Source organism: Bradyrhizobium sp. (genome assembly GCF_019244115.1).
In the GTDB taxonomy this organism is placed as follows: domain Bacteria; phylum Pseudomonadota; class Alphaproteobacteria; order Rhizobiales; family Xanthobacteraceae; genus Bradyrhizobium.
In genome coordinates this window covers 18,835-27,778 of record NZ_JAFATE010000548.1, presented here as the reverse complement: position 1 = coordinate 27,778, position 8,944 = coordinate 18,835, and the positions used below count along the sequence as shown (strand labels likewise).

Genomic DNA, 8,944 nt, shown 5'->3' with positions numbered 1-8,944 from the left:
TGGCGTTCTGAATGGCATCGTCGATGCCTTTTTCGGAGGAGCCGACCAGCTCCAGGATCTTGTAGATATGCTCGTCGGGTGCAGGCATGCGATCCTCCGTTGCGTGCGACGCTCGATCGTGTGAGGTCCAACGTCAACGAGCCCCGGCCGAGCGAGTTCCAGAACGCTCGGGGCGTTCAGAACGACCCTGCCCTTGCCACGCTGCCTCCAGGCGGCGGCGACCCTGCGCCGAATCCCAGCCACGCAAAGGGGAGCGCTGCGGCGCAGAGCCCCGCCATCGCAACAAAGGAAGCGCCGGCATAGCGTGCGTACAGCACCCCCGACATCGCGGTGATCACGGCCGTGACGAGCCCCGAACCGAATGCGTAGACCGTTTGCGCCGTGGCCGACAGTTTTGTCGGCACGACGGCACCGAGGATCCGCATGCAGGCAAGATGAAGCAGCGCAAAAGTCAGTCCATGCAGCGGCTGCACCAGCGACAGCAGCAGGATGGAAGTCGTGGTGCCCCCAACCGTCCATCGCACGATCCCTGCAAGAGCCGCCACGCTCGCCGCTCCGCGCGCGCCGAGATGGTGGACCAGGGCCGGTCCAATCAGGAAAAACACCACGACTTCTGCCGCGACGGCTTCCGACCACAACAGGCTGATGACCGGCGCAGCGATCCCGGAATCGCTCCAGCGGATCACGGCAAACGCATCGTGCATGGCGTGGCTGCCGTAAACCAGTGCGGAGACCGCGAGGACACTGCGAAAGCGCGGGATCCTCAGCAGCAGGTGCATCCCCATCCGATCGGCCGACCTGCTCGTCCGCGGCTCGGCGGGCGTGCGGACAGGCGGCAGCAATGCGGTCGCGGCGGCAGCGGCCAGGAGCAGCATCGCGTTCAGCCAGACGACGGGATCGAGATGGTCAGGCCGAATGAACTGTCCGATGATGATGGTGCCGGACGCGAATGCAGCCGACGCCGCGCCGCGGATCCAACCATATTCGAACGGCTTTCCTGCAAGCTGCGGCCTCGCCGCGCTCACCGACAGCGCGTCGGCGATCGATGTCATCGGGGCAAGCGCGGCGGCTTGCGCCAGCGCCACGCAAAGCAGCATCACAAAACTGTCTGCGAACGACAGCGCTGCAGCCATCGCGGCCGCCAGCGCCGCGCAGCCTGCAAGCACAGATCGCAGCGACTCGGAGATGTCGGCGAGCCTACCGACCAGGGGGCCGGCGGCAAGCCGCACCACCATGGCGGCGCCAAGGAGGAGCCCGATCTCCTGGGAGCTCAAGGCTTTCGCCCGAAAATATTCCGGCCAAAAAGGCGACGCCACCCCAAAGGCGGCGTACATCAAGGCGTAGAGGATGATGTAGGCGGCTGGAGCGTTGATGCGCACGACATGCTCGGAAAGAGACGGCGTGTCTTGCAACGCGCAGACCAGTCGGAGGTTGCTGCCGGTTCAACCGCTGCTTTCGCCTTCAGGGCTCATGGCAATGGCCGGAGCACTCAGCAGCAGAGCTGCGGCCGTGATGGTGAGTGTGCGGATGTTGCGGGTTCTTCGCGAATTCGTCCGCATCAGCCCACGACGTTGCGGTTCGCCGGCGAGGGCGGGATCAGCGCCGCGATCTCGTCCGCCAGGGCCGCGAAGGCAAGCGGCTCTCTGGCCGGAGGCCCTTCGGAGAGGCCCAGGCGCCACCAGCCGACATCGCGCCACTGCCCGTGCTTGAAGCCGACGTCCTGGTAGACGCCTACGGGCCGGAAACCGAGAGCTTCATGGAGTCCAACGCTGCCCGCATTCGGCAGGGCGATGCCGGCAAACGCGCTGTGAAAACCTTGGCGCCGGAGGATCAGCAGCAACGCCTCGTAAAGCGCGCTGCCGACGCCTGAGCGGCGGGAGCGGCCATCGATGTAGACTGTCGTGTCGACGGACCAGCGGTAGGCGGCGCGGGCGCGATGTACGCCCGCGTAGATATAGCCCAGAACGCGCCCCTCCTCCTCGCACACGAGATAGGGATGCGTCGACAGGGTGCCGGCGATTCGCTTTGCCATCTCGTCCACGCTCGGCGGCTCGTATTCGAACGAGATCGCCGTCTCGCGCACCATCGGCGCATAGATCGCCTGGATCTGGCCGGCGTCTGCTGACGTGGCTACCCGGATCCGACGCGTCATGGTCTGCCCGCTTTTGCCAGCGTCGCAGCTCTTGCGCGGCGATGTTGTACATGGTTTCCAGCAGCTCTCATGTCAGCCGTTGCAGCAGGCGGCGGTTTGCTTCACCTCGGGCTGGGGCTGACAGCAGGCGCCCTGTTTCTCGTGCGCGACGCGCGCGACGTTCTCACCAGTGCCGTCGCCATATGTCGTGCTTTCGCCGGTCGTGTAGAAAGTCTCCCAGGCAATGCCAGCCGGGTCTTCGATCCATGACTTCTCGGACTGCGCGTAGCAGCAGGTGGTTTGCCCCTGGTCGATGACGGCGCCGCCTGCCTCTCGCATGCGCGCATGGACCTCGTGCAGTTCGCCGGTGCTTTCGACCTGAATGCCGAGATGATCGAGACCGATCTCGCGACCGCGTGTCGAGATGGCGAAATTGACGCGGGGATCATCGAGCATCCATTTGGCGTAATCCGGCTTCACGACGACCGGCTGTGCCGCAAACAGCGCGGAGTAGAACCCGAGAGACTGCGCGATGTCCGAAACCGAGACGTGAACGTGAAGCCGCTTCATGGCGTTTCCTTTCAAGCTGAAACTCTGGCGCGCCTTCGCGCGGGCTTGCATTGGGCATCAGGTCTAAGGAGCACGCCCCCACAGCAGTTTTCGCTGAGAAAGCCGAGCAGCGCGTTCATCCGTTCGAACCGTGCCGCATAGATCATCGAGCGGCCCTCACGCCGTACCGTGACGAGGCCCGCCATGCGCAGCCTGTCGAAATGAAAGCTCAGCGTGTTCGGCGGCAGGTCGAGGCTGCTGGCGATCGCACCGGCCGGCATCCCTTCAGGACCCGCTTGCACCAAGAGGCGGAACACATCGAGGCGATTGTCCTGGGCCAGCGCCGCGAGCGCTGCTAGTGCATCCGTCTTTTCCATATTTCAACGATTATGGAAATGTCGCACGATTGTCAAGTACCGCCGGCAATGCTGATCGCCTTCTTCTACGTCGACAAAGGAAAGCAGGCTTCCGGTCTGGAAAGATCTTACTCGGATGATGCCGACTCTGTTGATCGCGATCCCGCTGCCGATCCCATCAGCACATGACGGCTCATGCGATCGCATCACGCGGTCGCTCCGAAGCGCATCTGCGGTTCCTTCATCGAGCCGCTTCTCAGAATACCGACGCCGCACGCGCGACGTTTTGTCCGGTGAACCATCTCCTTGGCAAAATGACCAACGTCAAGGCGGGAGCTCCCCGTTCGCATTTTCGAACGGCGTGGAAGTACCAGACTGCCGTTGCCCGACTGCGCGTGCGGTCGCCGCAGCGGTCCGTTTTTCCGCTGATGTCGTCGTGACGACGTCTCAGCACTGCCGACACCCTGACCATCGTACCTAGGAGGACGACCATGACCGGCATCCGGCTGGCCTCGCTGCAGGGCGGGGCGACTGTGCTTGGAAGTGAAACCCTCGATGCCTTGCGACGGACACTGCACGGGACGCTGTGTCTGCCGGAGGACGCAGGATATGACGAGGCCCGCACGATTTGGAACGCGATGATCGACCGCCACCCCGGCGCGGTGGTCCGCTGCAAGGGCGTCGCGGACATCATGCGCGCCGTGACGTTTGCGCGCGACAATCGCATTCTGCTCGCATTGCGGGGCGGCGGCCACAACATCGCAGGCAATGCCGTTTGTGACGGTGGTCTTTTGATCGACCTGTCGCTGATGCGCGGCGTGCGGATCGATCCGATCAGCGGCACCGCCCGGGTCGAGCCCGGCGCCACGCTCGGCGATTTCGACAAGGAGGCACAGGCCTTTGGCCTCGCCACACCGCTCGGCATCAACTCGACGACGGGGGTCGCTGGGCTGACGCTGGGCGGCGGTTTCGGATGGCTGAGCCGCAAGTTCGGGCTAACAGTCGATAATCTTGTCTCCGCCGACGTCGTGACCGCCGAGGGCAGGCTCATTCAGGCCAGCGCAACCGAGAACGCCGACCTGTTCTGGGGCCTCCGCGGCGGCGGCGGCAATTTCGGCGCGGTGAGCTCGTTCGAGTACCGCCTGCATCCGGTCGGGCCCATGGTTCTCTCCGGCCTGATCGTCCATCCTTTTGCGCGGGCAAGGGAGCTTCTTGCCGGCTATCGGAAGGTCGCGGCCGAGGCGAGCGAGGAGCTGACGCAATGGGTGGTGCTGCGAAAGGCGCCCCCGCTGCCCTTCCTGCCCGCCGAGGTCCACGGCAAGGAAATCGTCGTCTTCGCGGTCTGCTATGTCGGCGATGAGCGCGACGGCAACCGGGCCTTGGCCCCGCTGCGTTCGCTGGGAACGCCGATCGCGGACGTGGTCGGCATGCAGCCGTTCACGGCATGGCAAGGCGCGTTCGACCCGTTGCTGACGCCCGGCGCTTACAATTACTGGAAGTCGCACAATTTCGTGGAGCTCCACGATGGCCTGCTCGACGTTCTGGTCAGCCTGGCCGCGCAGCTGCCGACCGACGAGTGCGAAATCTTCATTGGCCAGCTCGGCGGCGCCATCAACCGCGTGCCCCCCGACGCGACGGCCTATCCTCATCGCAACGCGAATTTTGCGATGAATGTCCATACGCGATGGCGCCAGCCATCCGATCAGCGGCGCTCGATCGACTGGGCGCGAAAGCTGTTTGGGGACGCCGCGCCCTACGCCACCGGCGGCGTCTACGTCAACTTCATGCCGGAGGACGAGATCGACCGCGTCGCCAGCGCCTACGGTGCAAACTACGCGCGCCTTGCAGCGCTGAAGGCCAAATACGATCCGGACAACCTGTTCCGGCTGAACCAGAACGTCGCACCGGCGGCGCAGCGGCCGGCGGCGTGACGCGATGTCGAGAGATCAACGGTCAAAACGGCCACCCTCCGCCTTTCAGGCGGAGGGAAGCGCACCGGTGACGGAGGCGAGATGAACATCGCAGATTGGCTCCGCGATCTCGGATTGCAGTCCTACGAGGCGGCATTTCGGGACAATGGGATCGATCTCGACGTGCTGCCTCGGCTGACCGTCGATGATCTCCGCGAGATCGGCGTCCGCGCCGTCGGCCACCGGCGCAAGATCATTGATGCCGCCGCTCGTCTGCCCCGCCGTCACATCGCGGCGCGCGCGGCACCCTCGCCCGAGCGCCGCCAGCTCACGCTGATGTTCGTCGACCTCGTCGGCTCGACCGATCTCAGCCGGCGGGTCGATCCGGAAGAGCTGCGCGAGATCATGCGGGCCTATCTCGACACGGTCGCTGAGGAGATCGCAGGGTTCGATGGCCATATCGCTAAGTTTCTGGGCGACGGGGCGCTCGCCTATTTCGGCTGGCCGCGGGCCAGCGAGGACGCGGCCGAGCGTGCCGTCCGTGCCGGACTTGCGGTCGCCAGGGCAGTTCGTGGCGTATTGGCTGCGGCGGGCCACTTGCTCGAACCGCGCGTCGGCATCGCGACCGGTCTCGTGGTTGTCGGCGACCTGCTTGGCGAGGGCGCTTCGAAGGAGGAGACGGTCACCGGAGAAACACCCAATCTTGCCGCCCGCCTGCAGCAGACGGCCGAGCCAGGCACCGTCGTGATCGCGGAGAGCACGCGTCGGCTGGTCGGCGATCTGTTCGAGTTCGCCGGCCTCGGCGCGCTGCAGCTCAAGGGTTTTGACCAACCCGTGCAGGCATGGCGGGTGGTTGGCGAAGGCCGCGCGGAGAGCCGGTTCGAGGCTTTGCACGGAGCCCATGTCACCCCGCTGGTCGGACGTGATGCGGAGCTCGATCTGATGCTGTCGCGATGGCAGCTTGCAGAAACAGGCGCCGGCCAGGTCATCCTGATTTCAGGCGAGGCAGGGATCGGAAAATCCCGCCTGGTGCTGGCGCTGCGCGAAAGACTTAAGGCCAGGCCGGTCACGGTCGTCAGCTATGCCTGCTCGCCGCATCACGCCAACAGCCCGCTGTTTCCGTTCCTGTCCGAGCTCGAGCGAACGGCACGATTTACCCCGGATGACGGCCCCGAGCGGCGGCTCAGACGTCTCGAAAAGCTGCTCGCCGAGGACGGCGGCGAGCGGCCCGGCGAAATACTCGCGCTGTTTGCCGATCTGCTCGGGATTCCAAACGTGTCGCAGAGCGCGGTGCGGGATCTGTCTCCCCAGCAGAGAAAGGCGCTGCTCTTCCGCACGCTGATGGTCCGGCTCGAACGCATTGCCGCGGCTGGCCCAATCCTGATGGTGCTCGAGGACGCGCACTGGCTCGATCCAACCTCGCGCGAGCTGTTCGACCAGATCGTCAATCGCCTTCGCGGCCTTTCGGTGCTGCTCGTCGCCACGTTCCGCCCCGACTTTGCACCGCCATGGGCCGGCCTTTCGCATGTCGCGCTGACGACGCTGAACCGCTTGCCGGAGGTGCAGGTGCTGGCGCTGATCGACCAGATCACCGACGGCCATGCGCTGCCGGAGGAGCTTTTGCGCCAGATCCTGGCGCGCACCGAAGGCGTGCCGCTGTTCACCGAGGAGCTCACCAAAGCGGTGCTAGAGACCGGCATTCTCTGCAAAACCGGCGACCGTTACGCCCTTGCCGGCGCCCTCCCCGCTCTGGCGATTCCGCTGACGCTGCACGATTCGCTGATGGCGCGCCTCGACCGTCTGGCACCGGTGAAGGAGGTCGCGCAGATCGGCGCCTGCATCGGCCGCGAGTTCGATCACGCGCTGCTCGCGGCCGTGGTCGCAATCCCCGAAGCCGACTTGGCCGAGGCGCTCGATCGCCTGGTCGCCGCGGAGCTCGTGTTCCGGCGCGGCGTCGCTCCCGCCATGAGCTATGTCTTCAAGCACGCCTTGGTGCGCGATGCCGCCTATGAGAGCCTGCTCAAGCGCCGCCGCCAGGAACTGCACGCGCGCATTGCATCAGCGGTCGAAACCTTGTTCCCGCAGCTCGTCGAAGCGCAGCCGGAGCTCGTTGCCGGCCATCTCACCGAGGCAGGCCTGGCGGACCGGGCGATTCCGAACTGGCTGCGGGCCGGCCAGCTGGCCGCCGACCGGTCGGCGAACATGGAAGCGATTGCGCACTTAAGATCAGGGCTCGCCTGCGCCGAGGCGCTTGCTCCCGGAGAGATGCGCGCGCGGTTCGAGCTTTCGCTGCAGCTCGCGCTCGGCGGCCCGTTCATCGCAACCAAGGGATTTGCGTCCAGCGAAGCGGAGATTGCCTACCGGCGCGCCCAACAGCTCAGCTGCGAATTGCAGAGCGAACGTGAGCTCGGCGCCGCGCTCAGGGGGCTCGGCCATGTTTATCACGTGCGGGGCGATCTGCGCCGCGCCGGGGGCATGGTCGAAGAGACGCTCGCGCTGGCGCGCCGCATCGGGGATCCTGCGTTTCTAGCCGAGGCCGATCATTTCGCCGGAGGATACGCGTTTCACGTCGGCAGATTTCAAGCCTCGCGCGATCTGCTGCTGAGAAGCGCGCAGGCCGGCGAACATCACGGCCACTATCATTCCCCGGTTTACGGCATCAACATGAGCGTGTTCTGCAGGGCCTATGCCAGCCACAGCGAGTGGCATCTCGGCTATGGCGCGCGCGGACGCCGCCTCGCCGAGGAGGCCGTGGCGCTGGCGCGCGAGACATCGCATCCCTTCAGCATCGCGCTTTCGCTCGACTATCTGGCGATGCTGCATCAATTCGGGCGCGACCCTGAAGCCGCGCTCGAAGCGGCGACCGAGGCGGGCGAGATCTGCGCCGAACACCGCTTCGACTATTATGGTGCCTGGAGCGGCCTGGTCCGTGCCTGGGCGATTGCCGAAACGGGCCGGCTCGATGCGGGGCTCGCCGCCTACCAACTGGCGCTCGAGGATTTTCGGCGCACCAATGCCGGGCTTCGCCTGCCGCATTATCTGATGCTGCTCGCGAGCCTGCAGGGCAAGGCGGGACGCGTGATGCCCGCACTTGCGCTCATCGACCAGGCGGTCGCGAGTGCCGACAAGAATGGCGAGAGCTGGTGCAATTCCGAATTACACCGGCAGCGCGGCGAGTTGCTGCTGCTGAAGGACGGGAAGGACGCCGACGATCATGCCGATGCGGCGTTCAAGCTTGCGATCGAGACCGCGATCGCCCAGGGCGCAAAGCTCGGAGAACTGCGCGCCAGCGTTTCGCGCGCCAGGTTGCACGCCGCGCGCGGTCGCCGCCAGTTTGCGCGCGAGATGCTGGGGCCGATCTGTACGTGGTTCAGCGAGGGCGTTGAGAGCTGCGACCTGCTGGAAGCCAAGAGGCTGCTCGCGGAGCTGGCGGAGGATCTGGCAGACGGTCGCGTCCGGCTCAGCTCTGGCGTCGCTCGCCTTCAAAGCTGATCGAACGGCATGAGAGCGCAGCCTTCAGATGCGCCATTTGGTCGCGCACCATCCTGCTCAATCGTCGCATGGTCCGCCAGGCCTCGGTCGCCTCCAGCCACGCCTTCATGTCCCGAAACTTGCCGTAGGCCCAGGCGAAAGCCGGAATCGTCATCAGCTTGTCCCGGGTCAGGCTGAACAGCCGCTCGACCAGCACGAGCTTGAGAAGCTCGCCGACGATCAAGGTGACTGCGCTGACGAGCCACTGGCCGGTTGCGGCCAGGTAAGCAGCCAACGGTTTTACCGGCTCCAGGATCATCACCGGGACCGAGAACAACGCCAGTGAGGCGTAAGGCGACAGCGATCTGATCCAGACCCGCAATCTTCGGAACACGAGATGCCCGGCGATCCAATTCGCCACCGGCCTCGCTACCGGCATGAAAACCGCGTCGACGAGAAAATAGACCGCCGCCAAGACGTAAGTCAGAGGTTTCAGGATTCGGCTCATGGTCTGTTCCACTGTCAGA

8 protein-coding genes are annotated in these 8,944 nt (G+C 65.4%); 2 read left to right on the top strand and 6 right to left on the bottom strand.

All coding sequences use genetic code 11. The annotated features are described in order from the left end of the window. The 5 genes from JOZ76_RS24245 to JOZ76_RS24225 all read right to left on the bottom strand — a co-directional run. A partial coding sequence (locus tag JOZ76_RS24245; protein ID WP_291702767.1) for a dodecin family protein occupies positions 1–88 on the bottom strand: 88 nt, incomplete at its 3' end. A gap of 88 nt (positions 89–176) precedes the next feature. Further along, positions 177–1,379 carry an MFS transporter gene (locus JOZ76_RS24240; RefSeq protein ID WP_291702765.1) on the bottom strand — a complete coding sequence of 401 codons (1,203 nt, stop codon included), beginning with the start codon at positions 1,377–1,379 and terminating at the stop codon, positions 177–179. 179 nt (positions 1,380–1,558) lie between these two features. Beyond that, entirely contained in the window at positions 1,559–2,152 is a 594-nt protein-coding gene (locus JOZ76_RS24235; protein WP_291702763.1) for an arsinothricin resistance N-acetyltransferase ArsN1 family B, read from the bottom strand. Positions 2,153–2,224: 72 nt separating this feature from the next. After that, positions 2,225–2,701 (bottom strand): ArsI/CadI family heavy metal resistance metalloenzyme, encoded by a 477-nt coding sequence (locus JOZ76_RS24230; RefSeq protein WP_291702761.1) that lies wholly within the window; start codon positions 2,699–2,701, stop codon positions 2,225–2,227. Between the two features lie 11 nt (positions 2,702–2,712). Beyond that, complete coding sequence (locus JOZ76_RS24225) at positions 2,713–3,057, bottom strand: ArsR/SmtB family transcription factor (RefSeq protein WP_291702759.1); 345 nt, start codon at positions 3,055–3,057, stop codon at positions 2,713–2,715. A 470-nt stretch (positions 3,058–3,527) separates the two neighbouring features. On the opposite strand from JOZ76_RS24225, the gene JOZ76_RS24220 reads away from it, so the two are divergent. Both JOZ76_RS24220 and JOZ76_RS24215 read left to right on the top strand, forming a co-directional pair. Next, positions 3,528–4,967, top strand: a complete 1,440-nt coding sequence (locus JOZ76_RS24220) for an FAD-binding oxidoreductase (RefSeq protein ID WP_291702757.1) — start codon at positions 3,528–3,530, stop codon at positions 4,965–4,967. A gap of 81 nt (positions 4,968–5,048) precedes the next feature. Next, a complete protein-coding gene (locus JOZ76_RS24215; RefSeq protein ID WP_291702753.1) occupies positions 5,049–8,438 on the top strand; it encodes an adenylate/guanylate cyclase domain-containing protein in 3,390 nt (1,129 codons plus the stop codon). On the opposite strand, the gene JOZ76_RS24210 is transcribed toward JOZ76_RS24215, so the two are convergent. Continuing rightward, positions 8,407–8,925 (bottom strand): hypothetical protein, encoded by a 519-nt coding sequence (locus JOZ76_RS24210; protein WP_291702746.1) that lies wholly within the window; start codon positions 8,923–8,925, stop codon positions 8,407–8,409. The two genes, JOZ76_RS24215 and JOZ76_RS24210, sit on opposite strands and share 32 nt — an antisense overlap. Between the last annotated feature and the right edge of the window lie 19 nt (positions 8,926–8,944).

Coding starts and splice junctions, on each gene's coding strand:
- JOZ76_RS24235 (WP_291702763.1), bottom strand. CDS start 2,152: ATGACGCGTCGGATCCGGGTAGCCACGTCAGCAGACGCCGGCCAGATC.
- JOZ76_RS24230 (WP_291702761.1), bottom strand. CDS start 2,701: ATGAAGCGGCTTCACGTTCACGTCTCGGTTTCGGACATCGCGCAGTCT.
- JOZ76_RS24225 (WP_291702759.1), bottom strand. CDS start 3,057: ATGGAAAAGACGGATGCACTAGCAGCGCTCGCGGCGCTGGCCCAGGAC.
- JOZ76_RS24220 (WP_291702757.1), top strand. CDS start 3,528: ATGACCGGCATCCGGCTGGCCTCGCTGCAGGGCGGGGCGACTGTGCTT.
- JOZ76_RS24215 (WP_291702753.1), top strand. CDS start 5,049: ATGAACATCGCAGATTGGCTCCGCGATCTCGGATTGCAGTCCTACGAG.
- JOZ76_RS24210 (WP_291702746.1), bottom strand. CDS start 8,925: ATGAGCCGAATCCTGAAACCTCTGACTTACGTCTTGGCGGCGGTCTAT.